The sequence below is a fragment of the Roseibium algicola genome (genome assembly GCF_001999245.1).
Taxonomy (GTDB): Bacteria; Pseudomonadota; Alphaproteobacteria; order Rhizobiales; family Stappiaceae; genus Roseibium; species Roseibium algicola.
In genome coordinates this window covers 673,718-692,126 of sequence record NZ_CP019630.1, presented here as the reverse complement: position 1 = coordinate 692,126, position 18,409 = coordinate 673,718, and the positions used below count along the sequence as shown (strand labels likewise).

The 18,409-nt window shown below is 59.3% G+C and carries 16 protein-coding genes; 10 read left to right on the top strand and 6 right to left on the bottom strand.

Going from position 1 to position 18,409, the window contains the following annotated elements; all coding sequences use genetic code 11:
• Nucleotides 1-159 precede the first annotated feature (159 nt).
• Nucleotides 160-1,173 carry an NAD-dependent epimerase/dehydratase family protein gene (locus B0E33_RS03320; protein WP_077290418.1) on the top strand — a complete coding sequence of 338 codons (1,014 nt, stop codon included), beginning with the start codon at nucleotides 160-162 and terminating at the stop codon, nucleotides 1,171-1,173.
• Nucleotides 1,174-1,215: 42 nt separating this feature from the next.
• Here the strand turns inward: B0E33_RS03320 and B0E33_RS03315 are convergent, their stop codons facing one another.
• Nucleotides 1,216-1,701, bottom strand: a complete 486-nt coding sequence (locus B0E33_RS03315; RefSeq protein WP_077290417.1) for a YbaK/EbsC family protein — start codon at nucleotides 1,699-1,701, stop codon at nucleotides 1,216-1,218.
• Between the two features lie 571 nt (nucleotides 1,702-2,272).
• A complete protein-coding gene (locus B0E33_RS03305) occupies nucleotides 2,273-3,433 on the bottom strand; it encodes an NAD(P)/FAD-dependent oxidoreductase (RefSeq protein ID WP_077290415.1) in 1,161 nt (386 codons plus the stop codon).
• A gap of 104 nt (nucleotides 3,434-3,537) precedes the next feature.
• Between B0E33_RS03305 and mnmC2 the strand changes: the two genes are divergently transcribed.
• Nucleotides 3,538-4,263 (top strand): tRNA (5-methylaminomethyl-2-thiouridine)(34)-methyltransferase MnmC2, encoded by a 726-nt coding sequence (gene mnmC2, locus B0E33_RS03300; protein WP_077293127.1) that lies wholly within the window; start codon nucleotides 3,538-3,540, stop codon nucleotides 4,261-4,263.
• Nucleotides 4,264-4,281: 18 nt separating this feature from the next.
• Here the strand turns inward: mnmC2 and B0E33_RS03295 are convergent, their stop codons facing one another.
• Nucleotides 4,282-5,151 (bottom strand): LysR family transcriptional regulator, encoded by an 870-nt coding sequence (locus B0E33_RS03295; protein WP_077290414.1) that lies wholly within the window; start codon nucleotides 5,149-5,151, stop codon nucleotides 4,282-4,284.
• 164 nt (nucleotides 5,152-5,315) lie between these two features.
• Here B0E33_RS03295 and bla point away from each other — a divergent pair, with 164 nt between their 5' ends.
• Both bla and B0E33_RS03285 read left to right on the top strand, forming a co-directional pair.
• A complete protein-coding gene (bla, locus tag B0E33_RS03290; RefSeq protein ID WP_077290413.1) occupies nucleotides 5,316-6,212 on the top strand; it encodes a class A beta-lactamase in 897 nt (298 codons plus the stop codon).
• Between the two features lie 83 nt (nucleotides 6,213-6,295).
• The gene (locus B0E33_RS03285) at nucleotides 6,296-6,649 is read left to right on the top strand and encodes a hypothetical protein (RefSeq protein WP_152533439.1); all 354 of its coding nucleotides are present in this window, start codon (nucleotides 6,296-6,298) and stop codon (nucleotides 6,647-6,649) included.
• A gap of 440 nt (nucleotides 6,650-7,089) precedes the next feature.
• Here B0E33_RS03285 and B0E33_RS03280 read toward each other — a convergent pair whose 3' ends face one another.
• A complete protein-coding gene (locus B0E33_RS03280; protein WP_077290412.1) occupies nucleotides 7,090-8,043 on the bottom strand; it encodes a 2-hydroxyacid dehydrogenase in 954 nt (317 codons plus the stop codon).
• 640 nt (nucleotides 8,044-8,683) lie between these two features.
• On the opposite strand from B0E33_RS03280, the gene ettA reads away from it, so the two are divergent.
• The 5 genes from ettA (at nucleotide 8,684) to B0E33_RS03255 (ending at nucleotide 14,901) form a co-directional block, all read left to right on the top strand.
• The gene (ettA, locus tag B0E33_RS03275) at nucleotides 8,684-10,333 is read left to right on the top strand and encodes an energy-dependent translational throttle protein EttA (protein ID WP_022997869.1); all 1,650 of its coding nucleotides are present in this window, start codon (nucleotides 8,684-8,686) and stop codon (nucleotides 10,331-10,333) included.
• Nucleotides 10,334-10,473: 140 nt separating this feature from the next.
• Nucleotides 10,474-11,436 (top strand): endonuclease/exonuclease/phosphatase family protein, encoded by a 963-nt coding sequence (locus B0E33_RS03270; protein ID WP_077290411.1) that lies wholly within the window; start codon nucleotides 10,474-10,476, stop codon nucleotides 11,434-11,436.
• A gap of 127 nt (nucleotides 11,437-11,563) precedes the next feature.
• Nucleotides 11,564-13,663 carry an FUSC family protein gene (locus B0E33_RS03265; protein WP_077290410.1) on the top strand — a complete coding sequence of 700 codons (2,100 nt, stop codon included), beginning with the start codon at nucleotides 11,564-11,566 and terminating at the stop codon, nucleotides 13,661-13,663.
• Between the two features lie 134 nt (nucleotides 13,664-13,797).
• Complete coding sequence (locus B0E33_RS03260; protein ID WP_077290409.1) at nucleotides 13,798-14,415, top strand: MOSC domain-containing protein; 618 nt, start codon at nucleotides 13,798-13,800, stop codon at nucleotides 14,413-14,415.
• A 93-nt stretch (nucleotides 14,416-14,508) separates the two neighbouring features.
• Entirely contained in the window at nucleotides 14,509-14,901 is a 393-nt protein-coding gene (locus tag B0E33_RS03255; RefSeq protein WP_022997865.1) for a RidA family protein, read from the top strand.
• 69 nt (nucleotides 14,902-14,970) lie between these two features.
• Here the strand turns inward: B0E33_RS03255 and B0E33_RS03250 are convergent, their stop codons facing one another.
• Nucleotides 14,971-15,294 carry a DUF2293 domain-containing protein gene (locus tag B0E33_RS03250; protein ID WP_055659520.1) on the bottom strand — a complete coding sequence of 108 codons (324 nt, stop codon included), beginning with the start codon at nucleotides 15,292-15,294 and terminating at the stop codon, nucleotides 14,971-14,973.
• Nucleotides 15,295-15,388: 94 nt separating this feature from the next.
• Nucleotides 15,389-17,389: a putative bifunctional diguanylate cyclase/phosphodiesterase gene (locus B0E33_RS03245; RefSeq protein WP_208993372.1), complete on the bottom strand. Its 2,001-nt coding sequence runs from the start codon at nucleotides 17,387-17,389 to the stop codon at nucleotides 15,389-15,391.
• A gap of 365 nt (nucleotides 17,390-17,754) precedes the next feature.
• Here B0E33_RS03245 and B0E33_RS03240 point away from each other — a divergent pair, with 365 nt between their 5' ends.
• The gene (locus tag B0E33_RS03240) at nucleotides 17,755-18,381 is read left to right on the top strand and encodes a helix-turn-helix transcriptional regulator (protein ID WP_062489490.1); all 627 of its coding nucleotides are present in this window, start codon (nucleotides 17,755-17,757) and stop codon (nucleotides 18,379-18,381) included.
• The last annotated feature ends 28 nt before the right edge of the window (nucleotides 18,382-18,409 follow it).

The following is an 18,409-nucleotide window of genomic DNA, read 5'->3' as shown; positions in this document are numbered from 1 at the left end:
TAGGTGTTGTGGCGTCTGTAAGTGTCGCGGTTCCAGGTGGCCAAGAGGGTTCGGACAGACTTCGCCATTGCCCGAACCTTCGAAGCCTTTTAATAACTTGGCTGACCTACTTACGCGTTTTGTAAAATGAATTTTTGATCGAAAGGCTTTGGGCAAATCATGAAAACCGTTCTGGTGACCGGCTCTGCGGGGTTTATCGGCTTTTACCTGTGTACCCGACTGCTGAAGGATGGCTTTCGGGTGATCGGCCTCGATGCCATGACGGATTACTACGATGTCCGCCTGAAGGAACGCCGGCAGCAGATGCTGATGCAGAACGAGCATTTCAAGCCGGTGAACGACCGCGTTGAGGCGCCGGACCTGCTGATGTCCCTGTTCCGTACGGAGCGGCCGGATTTTGTCATTCATCTGGCAGCGCAGGCCGGTGTCCGCTATTCCATCGAAGCGCCGCGCTCCTACCTGGAAAGCAATATCTGCGGAACGTTCGAGCTGCTCGAGGCAGCCAGAGCCTTTCCGCCGGAACACATGCTGCTGGCGTCCACGTCGTCCGCCTATGGCGCCAACACCGAAATGCCCTATGCGGAGACCGACAAGGCCGACCACCAGATGTCGTTCTACGCGGCGACGAAGAAGGCAACAGAGTCGATGGCGCATTCCTATGCCCATCTCTACGACCTTCCGGTGACGATGTTCCGCTTCTTCACCGTCTACGGTCCCTGGGGACGGCCCGACATGGCTCTCTTCAAGTTCACCAAGGCGATCCTCGAAGGCAAGCCGATCGACGTCTATAACTACGGCGACATGAAACGGGACTTCACCTATGTGGAAGATCTCGTCGAAGGCATCCGGCTGCTGATGGACGCAGTGCCTGTTCGCCCGGCCGAGGGAGAAGGGGTGAAGGAAGGCGACAGCCTTTCGCCGGTTGCTCCCTGGCGAGTGGTCAACATCGGCAACTCGACCTGCGTTCAGCTGACCGAGTTCATCGAAGCCATTGAAGCAGCTACGGGCCGGACCGCCGAACGCAATCTCATGCCGATCCAGGCCGGAGATGTTCCGGCGACCTGGGCCAATGCGGATCTGCTGCAAAGCCTCACGGGGTACCGACCGAAGACCACAGTGCAGGAAGGCGTTGCCAGGTTCGTCGAATGGTACCGGGACTATTACCGGTCGTAACACCTGGCAGACACCGGACGAAGGTCTGGCTTCATGTGGCTCCTATGCCTGCGGCGACGCATCCTGCGGCGGCTGGCAGACATCCACCCATTCCGCACCGGTGATTTCCGCCATGCGCTCCGGTGTGATCCTGACAGCGGCATTGGTCGCGCCGGCGGCGGGAATGACCACGTTATATTCCTTCAGCGAGACATCACAGTAGACAGGCAACGGCTGGGCCAGGCCGAATGGGCATACGCCGCCGACGGGGTGTCCCGTCAGCGTTTCCACTTCATCAAGGCCCAACATCTTCACCTTGCCACCAAAGGTTGCTTTCGCCTTCTTGTTGTCCATGCGGGCATCGCCGCGGGCAACCACCAGAAAGATCTTGTCCTTGAGCTGAAACGACAACGTCTTGGCAATCTGACCGGGCTCGACCCCATGTGCCTTGGCGGCAAGGTCGACCGTGGCACTGCTGTCTTCCGTCACGATGACTTCAAGTTCGGGGGCCGCACTGGCAAGGTGGTTGCGTACGCTTTCAAGGCTCATGCTGCAGGGCTTTCTTCAGGTCGGATCAAACAAGACCGGCAGGGAGGGACGCGCAAGAGCTGCGCGGGCCGGGCCATAATTTGTGCATATCAACAATTTCATTGTGCTGTAAATTAAGAAAAGATTCATGTTAATCTTAAACGGGTTTTAACCATTTACGACGTAAACGGTACTGTGTGTGGCCGATGGAAATGGGTTCCAGTTGGCCATTGGTTAAGTCGTTCAAGGATTGCCGAAATGGCGAGAGCAGCTACAGCCGGAAATGAAGTTGAATCCTCTGGGGTGGAGAGGAGGAAGCAGGCTGACTATGCAGCTCATCAGGGTGGGTCTATGAATTTGCCATTTTTGGTGGCGAAAAATCTCCTGTTCTGGGGGACGATTTCGCTCAGCCTTTACGGTCTTTACGCGGTGGTTGCTGCCATCTAGGCAGCAGGTGCGTAAACCGATTGTGATTGAACGAACCGCGTCAAGTTCGCGGCCCTGTCACATCATCTGCAATCGCAAATACAACCTTTCATTGCATGCGCGCCGTCGGCTTCTGCGGTCGGCGAATGCGTGAACGTGAGCTCATTTAGCGATCTGCGTCCAGTCTGCCGCTGCCGAAGTGGTGTGCCGGGCGGAATGTCTCTGGCAGAGGAACAACAGGTTCTCTGCCAGTCATCTCCGCCACCAGGGCCTCCGCTATCAGATGTGCAATGCCGAAGGAAATCTTGAAGCCGCCTGTTGCCGCGAAGGCGGTGTCAAAGCCAGGCAGTTTTCCAGCCAGCGGGTCCCGCCTGTGATTGCGGGGCCGGATGCCGGCCCAGTCGGAAAGAACCTCGCGGCCCTTCAATAGCGGACAAAAGGCGGTGGCGCGTTCCAGCAGTTCGGCTGAACGGGCTGGAGAGGGGGTGGCGTCTTCAAATTCCCGGTCGGATGTGCTGCCAATGGCGACGGTACCGTCGTCGTGCGGCACGACGTAAAGCCCGTCGCAATAGATCGCTGGCCTGTCTTCCAGTCCCTTGCCTTCCAGCACAAGGGCCTGGCCTTTCTCTCCACGTCCGATGCGTTCGCAGGTCAGCGTCTCGATCAGGTCGAAAGCCGCAAATCCTCCTGAAACGACGAATTGCCGTGTCTGAATCGAGGTCTGCCCGTCGGCGAGCAGAACGGTTTGCGTTGCATCGTCATAACCGACCGCTTCAACGCCTTCCCGCAGGCTGCCGTTCTGGCGGACGAAGCTGGCAAGGCTTGCCAGATAAGCCCTCGGGGAGATCCGCGCGGCAAGGGTTTCATAGACGATGCCGAAGGGAGCGGCATTCGCGTCCAGCCAGTCAGACCGGCTTCCGGCAGGTTCAACCACATAGGTAAACCCGGTCTCCTGAGGTTGCCAGCGCAGCTTGCTTTCTTCCGCCCGCTCCAGATGGTGCTCCAGCTTGTCGGTTGTCGTCAGCGGCAGGATGCGTCCACAGCGGTGATAGCCGCAGGAAAGCCCTGTTTGGCTTTCCAGTTGGCGGATGCGGTCTTCCAGACACAGCAGGGCCTGGAACTGGAATTCCTTCTTGGGGTTCCAGCGTGCCGGCATGTGCGGCATCAACGCCCCCAGCACACCTCCACTGGATCCGGCGCCGACGTGGCTTTTCTCCAGAACGACCACCTTCAGTCCGGCCTCGATCGCTGCCCGGGCAACAGCGAGGCCGAAAATACCGGCTCCGGCAATGGCAACATCGAAAGTTTCGGCGTCGGTTGCTGCCATGGGGAGGGGTCCTTTGAGATTGATTGATCCTGCCGGCTCTCTTATGAGAACGCGTTGCAAATGGCAAAGGCTGATGGGTGCGCCCCGAAGGAAACCTCAAGATCATGTCCATCAAGGCACCGGATCTGGAATGGCTGCAGGGCGATGTGCCCCGGGCTGAAGGCTTCAACGACACGTATTTTTCCAAGGCCGGGGGGCTTGCGGAAACGCGTCATGTGTTTCTGCAAGGAAACGGTTTGCCTGGCCGGTTCGATGGCTGCGAGCGTTTTACCATTGCAGAGTTCGGCTTCGGGACAGGCCTCAATTTCCTCACCACCCTTGCGGCATGGCAGGAAAGGACCAATCGGCCGGACCTGACCTTCCTGACCTTCGAACTGTTCCCGATGACGGGAGAGCAGCTGGCACGAGCCCTTGCGGCCTTTCCCGAACTGGCCCCGCTGGCAGAAGAGCTGCTGCAGGCCTGGTCGCCTGTGCCGGGTTGGAACAGCCTGAAAATTGCCGGAGCCAACCTCCAGATCGGCATTGGCGATGCGCGTGAGCTGATCGGTGAGCTGAACGCCGGAATGGCAGGTGAGGGCGAGGGAGGAGAACCGGCAATTGCCCCCATTGATGCCTGGTATCTCGACGGTTTCAGCCCGGCCCGCAATCCGGAACTCTGGGACGCGGACCTTCTGAAGGTGGCGGCTGACCTGACGGCCCATGGCGGAACACTGGCAACTTACACGGCTGCCGGCTGGGTTCGCCGCAATCTTCAGGCTGCCGGGTTCGAGATTGAAAAGGCTGAAGGCTTCGCCGGCAAACGCGAAATGGTGAAGGGGCGAAAGCCTTGAGGTGGGCGATTGCCTCCTTTACTCCGCAACGGTCTCCAGCATCCACAAGCGGAACTTCTGCATGGCGCTGGTCTCCTCCCGCGACTTCAGCCAGGTCAGCCAGTAGCTTCCCGTCAGGACACTGGTCTGGAAAGGCTGCACGATCGCGCCGGACGCGAGGGGGCGGCTGAACATCGCTGTCGGCACCAGTGCGACGCCTGCGCCCTGCGTGACGGCTTCAACCATCGCAAGAGAACTGTCGAACATCCAGCCACGCGCCCGTGGTGGCGGCAGTTTCGCTCCCTGGAACCACATGGCCCATTCATCCAACCTGTAGGATCTCAGCAGAGGCTCGTGCACAAGGTCTTCAGGCTTGGATAGCCGGGCAGCGGTTCCTGGCGAACAGATAGGCGATAGCGGGGCGTCCATCAGCTTGACCGCGTTGGTGGCATGCCAGGCCCCGTCGCCGAAGCGCAGGAAACAGTCGAGACCATCTGCAAGAATGTCCGCGCGGTTGTTGTTGGTTTTCAGCCGCAGATCGATCTGCGGATGGGCCCTGGCAAAGCCGGAAAGGCGTGGCAACAGCCAGCCGGTCGCGAAAGTGGCGACTGCGCCGACCGTCAGCACCTCCCGGTAGTTGCCATCCTCGAACCGGCTGAGCGCATCGCTCATCCGCCGAAAGGCGTCGCTCAGTACAGGTAGCAGCGCCAGTCCTTCGTCCGTCAGGGCAACGCCGCGCGGAAGGCGCTCGAACAGCGACACCTGCAACACGTCCTCCAGCGCCTTCACCTGGTGGCTGACGGCAGTCTGCGACACCCGTAGTTCCAGGCCGGCGCGTGTAAAGCTGCAGAGCCTTGCAGAGGCTTCAAAGGCTCTCAAGGCATTGAGCGGAAGTTTCGAGACGTCCATCCGGATCCAACTTAGGCCAAGTTTTACTCATGTCTAACCTCAGTATTCATCATTTGCGTTATATCTGAGGCGGCGGCACTGTCGCGGTGTCCCGAAAACGAATGGTGCGGGGGGCGACACACCACACCGGTTCGGGCTGTTTGTATTCATCATTGGAGTTGAAGATGAAACTCTGGACACGCCGTAGCGCGTTGACGCTTTCCCTTGCCCTTTTTGCCGGGTTTCCGGCGATTTCCGGATTGGCACACGCCGCCGGGTTCGATCCCGCGCCACTTGAGAAAACCGTCACCAGTGCCGAGAGCCGACTGTCTGCCCGGATCGGGGTTGCGGTGCTGGATACGGAAACCGGCAAGACCTGGACCCACCGCGCCGACGAGCGTTTTCCGCTCAACAGCACCTTCAAGGCCTTTTTGTGTGCCGCCCTTCTGGAAAAGGGCGAGCAGGGTGAGGTCCAGCCGGAACGCCGCGTGAGGATCCGCTCGCAAGACCTTGTCTCCTATTCGCCGGTTACCGAGAAAAAGGTCGGCTCCGGTGGCATGACCTATCTGGAACTGTGTGAAGCGGCCGTTGCGATCAGTGACAATGCTGCTGCCAATCTCGTGCTGGAAGCTGTCGGTGGACCGGCAGGACTGACGGATTACCTTCGCGGCATTGGCGACACCATCACCCGGCTGGACCGGACGGAGCCGGGTCTCAATGAAGGCCGGCCGGGCGATGCCCGTGACACCACCACCCCGGCGGCAGCGGTTGCCACTTTGCAGAAACTGGTTCTGGGCGATGCCCTTTCGTCCACCGCCAGAGTCCAGCTGACAGGCTGGCTGCTGGACAACAAGGTGGGCAACGCGACCCTGCGTGCCGGGCTGCCGGAAGAATGGCCGGTCGCCGACAAGACCGGGGCTGGGGCCAATGGCTCGCGCAACAACATTGGCGTGATCTGGCCTGACGACAGGGAGCCCGTCGTGATCGCGGTCTACATCACGCAGACTGACGCTTCTTTTGACGACCGCAACAAGGCGATTGCCGATATCGCAGCCGCACTTGCCGAAAGTCTCCACGACTGAGTTTTCTTGTCCGGGCGGATCCCTTCATTCGCCCGGGCACCTCCGCCTCTGGAAATGTCCTGCCGCTTCCGACGGAGTCAGCCTTGTCCGTTCCAAGAACCTTGTTTGCCCTGCCGTTGGCGCTTGTCGCGGTAGCAGCCGTTTTTTCCCAGGCATCTGCCGAGGAAACACGCGAACAAAAGCGCGCCAGAAGATGCGCCTACTATCAGGAGATCGTCCGAGTGGCGTTCGAAAATGTCAGTCGTTCGCAAATGCGGCCCGGTTTCGTTGCCGAACATGATGCCTTTATCGAAGGGGGTTGTTTCGCGGCGAAAGCCGTTTGTCCGAAAACACCCGCCGAATTCGCCTTTGCCGACATTCTGACGATGATGACCGTCAGCGCAAACATGGGCAGCACCTTTACACCGTTCAGGTGCCCGGCCAGAGCAGAGGAATGAGAAGGTTCAGTTTTGGGCCTTTCCTCAGCAACAGGTGTTTCGATGCGGACCGGCCCGGAAGGGGCCGGCCCAGGGTGCTGGCGGAGGTTACGTCGCCAGCCACCTTCTGCGACCTGGGATGTCGTCTTCTGCCGTTGCGAGGTACCCCGAGCAAACGGGCCACTTCCGCAGGCAAACTGGACCCGCTGACGGATCCGGGCGAACAGCCGGTGTTGAGTAGGCTTCTGAACGCATTCGTCTTTTGGTTCACCAGCCGTTCCCAGTCTGCATCCCGGCGTGGTTTATGTGGTCTGATGGATCCACGCCTATCGGGTAAGCGCATCGCAAGTAGAAAGGATGCGCTTGATCCATAAACCTATGGCGCAAGTCGGGCGTGTCAAATACTGAGCCGGGAAAAGAATCGGGTCGGGCTGCCAAGCAGCCCTGGCATGCCCTCGATCTCAGCGCATTTCCGGCACTGGCGTTATGGCCTTGCCAGTTTCGAACCAGCTTTTCAGGTTGTCGACCACGAGCTGTCCCATGGCATTGCGGGTCGCCTGCGAGGCGGAACCGACATGCGGCAGTACGGTGACCCTTGGCAGTTTCAAAAGGGCTTCGGGCACATGCGGCTCGTTCTCGAAGACGTCGAGACCGGCACCGTAGATCGTGCCGTTTTCAAGGGCCGCGATCAATGCGGCCTCGTCGATGACGGTGCCCCGGCCGATATTGATGACGATGCCATCCGGCCCCAGTGCTTCCAGCACCTCCGCATTGACCGCATGTTTCGTTTCCGCGCCACCAGGCGCCACCACCATCAGCGTGTCGCAAGCGGCAGCCAGCGCCTTCGGCGTCGCGTGATAGGGGTAGGAGACGTCATCCTGTTTGCTGCGTCCATGGTAATGGATCTTCATGCCGAAGGCTTCGGCCCGCTTGGCAATCGCCTTGCCGATGCGCCCCAGACCAAAGATGCCGAGCGTGCGCCCCTGCATGGTCGCCCCGGTCAGCCTGTAGGGCCCCTTGCTTTCCCAATTGCCCTGGCGAAGCCACTGTTCGGCCTGGCCGAATTCGCGGATGGTCATGATCATCAGCCCGACCGCCGTATCGGCAACTTCTTCCGTCAGCACATCGGGCGTATGGGTCACCATCACCTTCGCCGCCAGGCAATCGTCCGTGTTGACGTGGTCATACCCGACGCCAAAGCTGGAAACGATTTCCGCGTTCGGGATTTTGGCAAGCAACTCGGCGTTGACCGGCCCGAATGCCATGGCAACCCCGCGGATTTTCCCGCCGATTTCAGCCAGCAGCACTTCCGGATTGTCGGCCTCGTAGAGCCGGTGCACGGTAAAGGCGGCATCAAGCTGCTCCTGAACGATCGGCAGCATCGGGCGGGGCATCAGAATATCGATGGAGGTCATGGCAGGTCCGGTGGGGTGATGAAGAAAGGTGAGGTGACCTTAAGGTCTTCGGTTGGGGGAGAAAAGAGCCGAATGGGCAGAGTTGGTACGCAAATTTCGTCACCCTCGAAGCGCTTTCGGCTCACTTCATCAGTGAAACGGCGTATTCCGCCCTCATTCCGGACAAGTGAGACAGGTGGCGAGCGCCGATCCGGAATCCAGAGATATGTCGCGCCATGCGCGGCAAATTGAGTGTTCGCTTTGCTCACGCTGACACGCTGGGTTCCGGATCGGCGTGCAGCCTAGCTGCACTTGTCCGGAATGACAGGGCGGGCAGGTACTTGGGCGTAATTGCAATTCTGAATATAGCGGTCGGCGTTTAACGCGAGTGGGGCGGCGTGCTTTCTGGAAACTTTGGTAATCGGAGCTGGTCTGTAAATTGCCAAATGAAAAGGACACTTATCCCAAAGCGAAGGTGGCTGGAAGTTGGCCAAGGAAGAGGTCTAATTGCGATTGCACAGCTAATGCCTGATTGCGAGACGAACTCTCCAGTCGTTCTCAGGCAAATCCCCCCATTGCCCCCGGGCGCCATTTCCCCTAAAAGACGCCGCAGAATTCCTGAGAATCCCATCAGATTTTGAAAGCGGAGAAGCGGAGCCCCATGGCGCGCCAGTTCATCTATCACATGCATGGCCTGTCCAAGGCCTATAACGACAAGAAGGTTCTCGACAACATCCATCTCTCGTTCTACCCGGACGCCAAGATCGGTATCCTGGGCCCGAACGGTGCGGGTAAGTCGACCCTTCTGAAGATCATGGCCGGTATCGACAAGGAATATACCGGTGAGGCCTGGGCAGCCGAAGGCGCGAAGGTCGGCTATCTGCCGCAGGAACCGCAGCTCGACAACACCAAGACCGTGATGGAAAACGTCATGGAAGGTGTTGCCCACAAGCAGGCGAAGATCGACCGCTACAACGAGTTGATGATGGACTACTCGGACGAAACAGCCGAGGAAGCCGCACAGCTTCAGGACGAAATTGACGCGCAGGATCTGTGGAACCTGGAAAGCCAGGTGGAAATGGCGATGGAAGCCCTGCGCTGCCCGCCATCAGATGCAGCCGTTGACAATCTTTCCGGTGGTGAGCGCCGCCGCGTCGCGCTTTGCAAGCTGCTGCTGTCCGAGCCGGACCTGCTGCTGCTGGATGAGCCGACCAACCATCTGGACGCTGAAACCGTTCACTGGCTGGAGCGTCACCTGCGCGAGTTCAAGGGCTCCGTCCTGATCATCACCCACGACCGCTACTTCCTCGACAATGTCACGGGCTGGATTCTCGAGCTCGACCGCGGTCAGGGCATCCCTTACGAAGGCAACTACTCGGTCTATCTGGAAAAGAAGACCAAGCGTATGGAGCAGGAAGGCCGCGAGAACATGGCCCGCTCCAAGGCGATCGCCCGCGAGCGCGAATGGATGGGCATGAGCCCGAAAGGCCGTCAGACCAAGTCGAAAGCCCGTATCCGGGCCTTTGAAGATTTGTTGACCGCCCAGGAAGAGCGTCAACCGTCCATTGAGCAGATCCTCATCCCGGTTGGCGAGCGTCTCGGCGCAAACGTCATCGAGGTCGATGGCGTTTCCAAGGGCTTTGAAGACCGTCTCTTGATCGACAACCTGTCGTTCAAGCTGCCGCGCGGTGGCATCGTCGGCGTGATCGGCCCGAACGGCGCCGGCAAGACGACCCTGTTCAAGATGCTCACCGGTCAGGAAACGCCGGACAAGGGCAAGGTCGTCGTGGGCGACAGTGTGCACCTTGGCTACGTTGACCAGTCGCGCGATGCGCTCAACCCGAACAACACGGTCTGGGAAGAAATTTCCGGCGGCGCCGAGGTCATCTACCTCGACGACAAGGAAATCAACTCCCGCGCCTATTGCTCGTCCTTCAACTTCAAGGGTGCTGCCCAGCAGGCCAAGGTCGGCGACCTTTCCGGCGGTCAGCGCAACCGCGTGCATCTGGCCAAGGTCCTGAAGAAGGGCGCCAACGTGCTGCTGCTCGATGAGCCGACCAACGACCTCGACACCGAGACGCTGGCAGCTCTGGAAGACGCGCTGGAAAACTACGCCGGCTGCGCCGTTATCATCAGCCACGATCGTATGTTCCTCGACCGTCTGGCCACACACATGCTCGCCTTTGAAGGCGACAGCCATGTTGAATGGTTCGAAGGCAACTTCGAAGACTACGAAAAGGACAAGGTCCGCCGCCTTGGTGCACATGCCGCCGACCCGCGCCGGATCAAGTACAAGCCGCTTACGCGCTAAGCGAACGGCCTGGAAGCTGAAATGGGGGGCATGCCCCCTGTTTCCCGAATGTGCCGGCCCCGGAAACGGGCCGGCATCTTTTTTGCCCGGCGGTATAAACCGGCCACCGGCAATTTTTGTCCTTGCGAGCGGCACAAGGCATGTTCCACAGAACTCTCGTCTGTCTGTTTGCGGCCTTCGCCATCGCCGTTCTCGCCTCGTTTCTGGCGGCAACTGGCTGGCCCGTCGATCTGCTGGCGCATTTTCAGACCCAATACGTTATTGCCGGACTGATGTTTGCTGCAGGGTTCGTCTTCTTCCGGAACTGGAACATGGCGGCACTGGCCATCTGCCTGTCGGTAGTCGCTCTCATGCGCATGGGCATCTTCGACAACGGACGCTTTGCTCCAACCGCCAATGCGGCAGAACCGGCGATCAGCGTTGTCACCGCAAATCTCTTCGGCAGCGCCGCAGCGCTCGGCAATCTGGTTGAGGAAAACAGCGCCCGTGGCTTCGATCTCATGATCCTCACGGAGCTGCCTGTACCTGCCGACCAAGGGCTGCTCGACCGGTTTGAAGGCATGCTGCATGTGGCCGGAACGCGCCATCAGGCGCTTGGTGGACGTCCCGCCGCGGTTATCCTCTCGCGCACTGCGCCGCACAGCGTCGAACTGATCCCTGTAGGCGGGAACCCATACGCGATTACGAAAGCGATTTACTGCGGTGTGCAGGCGGAGCCCTGTGTGAGTGTCTTTGCAGTTCACACATTGCCGCCTTTCAGGCGAGACTTCTATCTGCACCAGACGGACATTCTTCAGAAGCTTGCATCCGAAGTGTCGAGGACGCCGGGACCTGTTCTTGTTGCCGGCGACATGAACGCCGCCTCCTGGGCACCGCTGCTGAAACGGTTTCAGGAAACGGCAGGGGTGCGCAAGGCTGTCTGCGGCACCCGTTGGACCCCGACTTGGCTTGCTCCGGTTCCGGGCATCGGTCTCGAACTCGACCATTTTTTCGTCAGGAGCGGGCTTGCGGTCAAAAACTGCGAACTCGGACACTTCAACGGTTCCGATCACTGGCCGATCTTTGCCGAATTCACTGTTACAGACGGGAAGACGTCCGACTGATCTTCGGCGGCAAGCCTGCGTCCACCGGGTCAAAGCGCCATGGACACGAGACAATGCAGTCCGCATAAAAGATTTCTATTCAGAACGTCGGGGTCTTGCCCTGAAGAGCCGGGTTCAAGTCAGACAGATGCTGCAAGCCGCTTCGGACATAAAGACAAGTCTCCTGCGCACGGACCCCGGCGGCCTGCGGCTGATGCGCGGCGTTCACCTGATGCTGACCGTGCTCGGAGCGGTCTTCCTGGCAAATGTCGTGGCGAGCTTCGTGCCCGGTCAGTCGGCCTTCAAACTGGCCGTTCTGGCAGCCGCGAGCGGCGGCCACTGCCTGATGTTCACGCCGGTCTCCACCAGAAAGGCCGAGGTCCTCGGTATCCTGAAGCTTGGCGTTCTGCTGACGTTACTGTTTGCTCTTGGGGCTGTTGTCGCCGAGGTGTCGGGGAAAAGCGCCTCAACCGTACTGCAAGGGCTCTGGATCGCCGCGATCATGCTCGGATTTGCCATGCAGGGGCTTGGTCCCTTCTGGCAACGCGCAGGACGCAGCATGGCGATTTGCTGGCTCTTCGTGGTCCTCAGCAACGTCGGAGGATCACCCGGCCTCTGGCTTCCGGTCATGGCGGTACTTGGAATGGTGACAGCGCTCGTGGTTCGCACAGGGCCCTGGCGGCCTTCGACATACCGAACCTACCTGCGGGTCGAAGCTGCAAATCGTCAGGCGATGGCAACCTATCTGCGGCAGCTGTCGGGCCGGGCTACCGGTTCGTCCGGCGATGCGGCCGTTCGGATCAGGGATCTGGCGAAGTTGCGCATGGAACTTCAGGTCTGTGCCGATCTGCTCAGGCCGGAAGGTGAGTTGCAGGGCATGTCGCCGGAAGCGGCTATCATGGTGGAACTCGCCTTGGAAGTGGTGGGCGATGCGCGCGCCCAGCTGTCCAGGGACGCACGCATCCGTCTGGCGCAAGATGACGGCTTTCGCCGTGCGGTCGACCGGCTTGTCCATCGCCTGGATACCGGTGAGGGCGTTCCGGAAGAGAGCGATATCGGGGAAGGCAAAACCGGCGAAAGCGCACCTGCCGCAAGCTGGCTGCAGGCCGATATGGCAGTAACGGCACATGACCGGTTTCAGGAATTGCGCATTGCCCAGGCTTTCAAGCGTCTGTGGCTGCTGGCGGCAAAAGACCAGCCGGTTCGCCTGAGCCTCGGTACGGATGACGACAGCCGCGAGGGCGGCTGGTTGCGGAAGCTTTCCTGGCGGCTGTCACTTCAGGCAGGTGTCGCAGCCGGGATCGGCTTTTCCCTGGGGCTCGCGTTCGATCTCAATCACGCCTATTGGGTCACGCTCACCATCATCATCGTGCTGTCGAACAGCCTCGGGGCGACACTGCTCCGAACCGCACAGCGGATAGGCGGGACGGCGGGCGGCGTTGTTCTGGCCATGCTGGTCGACCCGGCCCTGGCGGAGTTTCCGTCCGTCAGGCTCGTACTGGTTGTCGTTGCCATACCCGGGGTCATCGTTTTCCTCGACCGCAATTACGCCATCGCCTCCGGTATCATCAGTTTCCTGGTGGTCATGGGGCTTCAGACGCTTGAAGGTCTGCCCATCGACGAACTCTGGTCGCGTCTCTACGACACGATGATTGGCGCAGGCGTGGGGCTTGCTGCGGCATGGCTGCTGTTTCCCAACCGCACTGGCGCAAGCTTCAAGGGGCTGGCGTCCGATTACCTCAACGCGTGCCGAAACTGTCTGCGGGCGGAAGGCGGCAAGGCGGATACGGACCTTCAGGATCTCGCCCGGCTTCGAACGGCAGCGAGCACGCTGATCGCCACCGCCAGGTCCTATCGGATCGAGCAAGCGCCCTGGTCGTCGTTCACACGCTCCGCCAGTGACCTCAACGTGCTGGTGATCGTTCTGGCTCAATACGTGGTGCTTTATCGCGAAGCCCGTTCCGACGTCACGCGGGAAACGGTGGAAGCTCAGGCCAGGTCGGGGATAGAGGCGCTTGTCGCTCGCATGGACAAGCGGCTGGAAGATGAGTTCTCGGCTGTCCTGGATGGACGCCCGAGGCAGACCGTCCCGGGCCTGGAAGATGACTGGATGACAGCCATGCCCGAGGGCGCAACAGGCAATCTTGCGCTGGAAACCGGTTGGGTCGCGATGCTTTACCACGCGCGGAAAATCGTTCGATGCCTGGACGGCTTGCGCAAGGAGAAATTCCTCTCCGGCCCTGCCTGAAGACAGCTGTCACCACTGCAATTACTGGGGCAGCGGATCGATCTTTCGCGCTTATGAAATCATCAATGAGTTTTGTTGGTCAGGAAGGCGCCAGCGCCCTAGCATCGCCTCTCGACAGCGACAGGAAACCCCGTATGACAGACCAGCTCCAGCTTCTTGCCGATGACTTTCGTATTACGCCTGCATTCAGGACAAGCGGCAAGGTGGAGGGCGTTTTCAGGACAGTCTCTGCGGAAGACTTCAGGACCACTGCAACGGATGCTTTGGAGATGACGTTCGAAGGCATTTCGGGAGACCGGCATGGCGGATACACCCGGAGGTCCGGTGGCCGCGAACCCTGGTATCCGCGTGGCACGGAAATGTGCAATGAGCGTCAGATATCCATCCTGTCCGCCGAGGAACTTTCGTTGATTGCCAATCGCATGGAGATTGCCGAACTGAAAGCTGAATGGATCGGCGGCAACATTACCTTGTCCGGCATTCCCAACCTTACAATGGTGCCACCGCGCACCCGGCTGGTGTTCGAGGGGGGTGTGGTTATTCGTGTGGACGGTGACAACAAACCCTGCCGTTTCGCAGGCGAGGCGATTGCCGAAGCCAATCCCGGCCGGGAAGGATTGGACCTGTTGTTCCCGCAAAAGGCAAAGCGCCTGCGAGGCCTTGTTGGCTATGTCGAAATCCCGGGGAAGGTTGCGGCGGGCGAGGCGGTCACCGCTCATGTTCCCGAACAGTGGATCTACGAGCGCATCTGATTTTAAGGCTCGCAGCGAGGGAAACCTGTTTCCCGAGGGGCCCGATATTCTCTAGTCTGGATACTCTGTCATAACCTTCCAACAGGAGCCTCCATGCTGCCGATCCACCACATGATCGACCAGGCGCCACAGCCGGTCGCGCCATTCTCCCATGCCGTCGAAATTGACGGCTGGGTGTTTGTAACCGGCCAGATGCCGACACTGCCGGACGATCCGGACGCCCCGCTGCCGGAGGGCATAGAGGCGCAGACTGTGCGGGTGATGGAAAACCTGAAGCTCGTTCTGGGCGGCCTCGGGCTCGGCCTTGAAAACACGACTTTCATTCGTGTCTATCTGACTGAATTCAAGCGCGATTATCAAGCTATGAACGACACCTACCGGTCATTTTTCGAACCCGGAAAATTGCCGGGTCGTACCTGTATTGGCGTATCGGGCCTTGCCGTCGATGCGCTGGTCGAGATCGATCTGATCGCCCGGCGTCCGTAACGGCAGACCGCCCGCAAATCACATCCCGGGTCGTGTGTGACGGGCACGGATCCGCTTTAAGCGCCGGTGTCAGTCCTCGGTTGGGGAGGTATCGTCAGCTTCCAGGCGTTTCGCACATCCCCAGGAGCTCAGAACGTCATTCATTTCGTCCAGTACGAAGAACCGGGCAGCGTCACGGTCATAACCTTCGTCCAGTAACGTATCGTAGTCGGTCAGGGCGTGCCGGACATGACTGGTGGTGGCCTGCCAAAGGGCAATGCCGGGCGGCAGATGGCGCAGGTGTCCGGCGAGGGCAACTTCGAGAATGGCTTCAGCATCTGAAAAGGGAACGCGCGGCAGCAGGACGCGCAAGGCCTTGCGCATGTCTTTTTGCCGCTTGGTGCCGCCGGTCATGAACAGGTCCCGGTTTTTGGAGGTTGAGACCGGAGAGGTAAACAAATCTCGGACGGATTAGAAGAGGTCTGGTGGAATTGGTCCGGATTGCCGGTCAGGCGCGAAAGAACTGAAAGCTGCTGGCTCCGGCAGTACCGGACAGGGGAAGCCCTGCAACCCTTCCATTTTCCCTGGCATCGGCAAGAAGGTCCTCGAAAGGCAGGGGAGCGCTGAAATGGTATCCCTGGACCAAACGGCAATGCATCGCTTCCAGAAGTTCCAACTGGTTGCTTTCTTCAACGCCTTCCACCACGCACTGCATCTTCATGGACCGGCACAGGTTGACGATGGAGGTCACGACGCCGCTCGCGATCGGGTCCTTGATGCCGGCAACGAAACTGCGGTCGATCTTGACGCAGTCGATAGGCAGCCGGTGCAGGTAGCCAAGGCTGGAATAACCGGTGCCGAAGTCATCCAGCGCGAGTTTGACACCGGCATTGCGAAGAACCTGCAGACAGGTTTCAGCCGCTTCATAACTGCCGATCACGGAAGTCTCGGTAATTTCGAAGGTGATCTGCCGCGGGTCAATCGCCGCGCGGCGGATGATCTCGAGCAGCGCAGCCACTGTCTCGGCGGAGGTGACGTCATGTGCGGACAGATTGAAGGATAGCGAGAGCGTCCCGGGCAGGGCCTTGATCTGCTCGACCGCCTTTTCGAACAGCGACAAGGTCAGCCTGTGGATCAGGCCGGCGCGCTCGGCAATGGGAATGAACTTGTCGGGGGCAATCCTGCCAAGCTGCGGGTTGTCCCACCGCGCCAACGCCTCGAAGCCGACAACGAACCGTTCCGGCAACTGGACGACAGGCTGGAAATAGACCTGGAATTCGCCGGCAAGATCTGCGCTTTGAAGCGCGGCCTCGATGGCCCGTTCCGAGCGGATGCGGGCTTCATGTTCAGCCGAATAGACCGTCGTGCGGCCGCGCAGGCTGGTCTTGGAATTGTAAAGGGCGTAGTCGGACCGGTCGAACAGAACATGGGCAGAGGTGCCGGCGTCAGGATAGAACGCAATGCCGCAGGACGCGCCAACGGAAACCTGCAGTTCACCGATCCGATAGGGGCGGCTGATCAGTTCGCAAATAGACTGCCCCGTCGAGGCTGCCTCGTAGATGTCTCCGAGATAAAGGAAACCGAACTCGTCGCCGCCGAGACGGCAAATCTCGACATTCGGCAGTCCAAGGCTTTTCAGGCGCGAGCCGACTTCCATCAGCAATTGGTCGCCCAACTGGTGGCCATAGGTGTCGTTGATGGGCTTGAACCGGTCCAGGTCGACGACGCCGACCGCAAACTGCCGGTCCGTGCCTTCCACTTCGCTGATCAGGGCTTCAAGCCGATTGAAGAAATAGCGTCGGTTCGGCAGGTCGGTAAGCGCGTCGGTCTGGGCAAGCTTGGAGTTTTCTGCGTTGAGACGCTCCGTTTCTTTCTGTTTGGCGGCTAGGTCCGATTGCGACTCAATCAGTTTGCAGAACCCTCGATAGCCGTTCAGAAGAACCTGCAGGACGACCAGGCACACCAGGAAGATATTGAGCCCTATGGCAATGTAGACGTCCTGATTCTGGCCGAGATAGTGCACCAGATAAGGGATCGTCACGATCACCATGACCATCAGGGCAGCCTGCGGCAGATGCATCAGACAGAAGATGCAGCCGATGACGGTTATGGCGATGAAAAGCGCCACATGACCGCGCTCGGCAGGTCCGCCATAGCCGTCCAGGCTCAGCGACCAGGCAATGTAGATGACGGACACAAGACTGCCGAGAATGACGGTCTGCCGCATCTTGCTGATCGCTTCCTGCGGTGTCGGGTCAACTTTGCGGGCGCGTATCCAGGCCACCATGCGAAAGGTCGTGATCAACAGGATCGGCGCAAGAATTCCGACGGTCAGATAAGTCGGCGCGATATCGAAATGGGTATAGGCAACGGCAACCGCATTGACCATGAGGAGGGCATAGAGTGACGGAATCTGGGTCTTGAGCTCATTGTACTGAGCCTGTGCAATTTCCGGATGGCGAGGATCGATCATCATCCATCTCAGGAAAGCCCTGATTTTTTCCATCATTTTCTCCATTGATATTTCTTCTAATCAAAATGAGATAAAGAATTGTTATGAAGGCGACTTTGCTGACTTTGCGTCGCATTGGGGTTCTTGAAGAGTTAAAGCGCCTATAGGAAATGCTGACGCGACGGTTACCAAATATTTCAAGGCGAAAACCGTGTGATCGAGCGATCAGGCACTAAGTTGGGCCGGCGCCGGACAACGGTTCATCGCAGGATATTATAGTGACATTTCTTGCATGCTCCCGCCACGCTTGGCAAATAAACGTGGCTGCCAAGGCAGGCTTGTTGGCGAGAAATGCTCTGGTCGCTTCACAATAAGATAAGCAGACTATTTTTTTATCTTTGAAATACGCTATATAGACGGCTATGGCAGATCGTACTCGAACCCGGCTTTTGAACGCGCTGAAATCCTCCGGCCCACAGACTGCGGCAGATCTTGCCAGCGGGTTGAAGGTGACGTCAGTGGCTGTTCGCCAGCATCTGGACGGCCTGTTGCAGGACGGACTGGTGGACTTCGATGATCAGAAGGGGTCGGTTGGCCGGCCCAAGCGGGTCTGGGACCTGACACCGGACGGGCACAAGCAGTTTCCCGACAATCATTCCAACCTGGTGCTCGGGTTGATTTCCGGCCTGAACGAAATTTTCGGCGAAGAAGGTGTCGACAAGCTGATTGCCCACCGTGAAGCGCAAAGCCGGAAATCCTATACCGAAGCGGTTGGCAAGGCGCCGGATCTGCGCGGCAAGCTGGAAGTGCTTGCCGATCTGCGCAACCGGGAAGGCTACATGGCCGATCTTGTTCCGGAAGGGGCAGGCTACCTGCTGATCGAAAATCACTGTTCGATCTGTGCCGCGGCAACGGCCTGTCAGGGGTTCTGCCGGTCGGAACTCAATCTTTTCAAGGATGTACTTGGGCCAGGTGTCTCGGTCGAACGTACCGAACATCAGCTCTCGGGCGGTCGTCGCTGTGTTTACAGGATTGAGCCAGCGGCCTGATCAGGCGCTGGTCCAGTCGAGGAGTGTT

Excerpts from the sequence above, each read along its gene's own strand:
- B0E33_RS03255 (WP_022997865.1), top strand. The coding sequence starts at position 14,509 with ATGCTGCCGATCCACCACATGATCGACCAGGCGCCACAGCCGGTCGCG.
- mnmC2 (WP_077293127.1), top strand. The coding sequence starts at position 3,538 with ATGTCCATCAAGGCACCGGATCTGGAATGGCTGCAGGGCGATGTGCCC.
- B0E33_RS03240 (WP_062489490.1), top strand. The coding sequence starts at position 17,755 with ATGGCAGATCGTACTCGAACCCGGCTTTTGAACGCGCTGAAATCCTCC.
- bla (WP_077290413.1), top strand. The coding sequence starts at position 5,316 with ATGAAACTCTGGACACGCCGTAGCGCGTTGACGCTTTCCCTTGCCCTT.
- B0E33_RS03245 (WP_208993372.1), bottom strand. The coding sequence starts at position 17,389 with ATGATGGAAAAAATCAGGGCTTTCCTGAGATGGATGATGATCGATCCT.
- B0E33_RS03315 (WP_077290417.1), bottom strand. The coding sequence starts at position 1,701 with ATGAGCCTTGAAAGCGTACGCAACCACCTTGCCAGTGCGGCCCCCGAA.
- B0E33_RS03250 (WP_055659520.1), bottom strand. The coding sequence starts at position 15,294 with ATGACCGGCGGCACCAAGCGGCAAAAAGACATGCGCAAGGCCTTGCGC.
- B0E33_RS03280 (WP_077290412.1), bottom strand. The coding sequence starts at position 8,043 with ATGACCTCCATCGATATTCTGATGCCCCGCCCGATGCTGCCGATCGTT.
- B0E33_RS03305 (WP_077290415.1), bottom strand. The coding sequence starts at position 3,433 with ATGGCAGCAACCGACGCCGAAACTTTCGATGTTGCCATTGCCGGAGCC.
- B0E33_RS03260 (WP_077290409.1), top strand. The coding sequence starts at position 13,798 with ATGACAGACCAGCTCCAGCTTCTTGCCGATGACTTTCGTATTACGCCT.
- B0E33_RS03265 (WP_077290410.1), top strand. The coding sequence starts at position 11,564 with ATGCTGCAAGCCGCTTCGGACATAAAGACAAGTCTCCTGCGCACGGAC.
- ettA (WP_022997869.1), top strand. The coding sequence starts at position 8,684 with ATGGCGCGCCAGTTCATCTATCACATGCATGGCCTGTCCAAGGCCTAT.
- B0E33_RS03270 (WP_077290411.1), top strand. The coding sequence starts at position 10,474 with ATGTTCCACAGAACTCTCGTCTGTCTGTTTGCGGCCTTCGCCATCGCC.
- B0E33_RS03295 (WP_077290414.1), bottom strand. The coding sequence starts at position 5,151 with ATGGACGTCTCGAAACTTCCGCTCAATGCCTTGAGAGCCTTTGAAGCC.
- B0E33_RS03320 (WP_077290418.1), top strand. The coding sequence starts at position 160 with ATGAAAACCGTTCTGGTGACCGGCTCTGCGGGGTTTATCGGCTTTTAC.